This window comes from Haladaptatus sp. R4, assembly GCF_001625445.1.
Classification (GTDB): domain Archaea; phylum Halobacteriota; class Halobacteria; order Halobacteriales; family Haladaptataceae; genus Haladaptatus.
On record NZ_LWHG01000023.1, the window covers coordinates 1 to 558 of the forward strand.

Consider the following 558-nt stretch of genomic DNA (forward strand, 5'->3'; position numbering starts at 1 on the left):
ACGCGCCACTCGGGTCGACGAAATCCGGCGTGGACGTGCTGGCGATGGCGATTCACGCCACCCCGCCGATGCTCATCATGATCGCCGCCGGGGGCATCTTCGCCACCGTCATCGCGCTCGCCATCGGTACGCTGGCGGGCTACAGTGGCGGGACGGTTGACACCGTACTGACGTCCTTTTCGGACATTGCCATGACCATCCCCGGCCTGCCGCTCATCATGGTGCTCGCCGCCGTCTTCCACCCCGACAGCCCCGTCCTCATCGGCCTCCTCATCACCATCAACTATTGGGCTGGCCTCGCCCGCTCGATTCGCTCGCAGGTGCTTACCCTGCGCGAGGAGTCCTATGTGGAAGCCTCCCGGACGATGGGCGTGAGCACGCCGCGCATCCTGTTCAAGGACGTCATCCCGAATTTGATGCCGTTCGTGTTGGTCAACTTCGCCAACGCCGCTCGCTACGTCGTCTTCACCTCCGTCGGATTGGCCTATCTGGGCATCCTGCCCACCTCGGTGCCCAACTGGGGCGTCGACCTGAACAACGCGTACAAGCAAGCTGGGG

1 protein-coding gene is annotated in these 558 nt (G+C 64.2%); it reads left to right on the top strand.

The genetic code is table 11. The annotated features are described in order from the left end of the window. Window positions 1-558, top strand: a 558-nt coding sequence (locus A4G99_RS14960) for an ABC transporter permease (RefSeq protein WP_150123122.1), incomplete at both ends; no start/stop codon positions are given.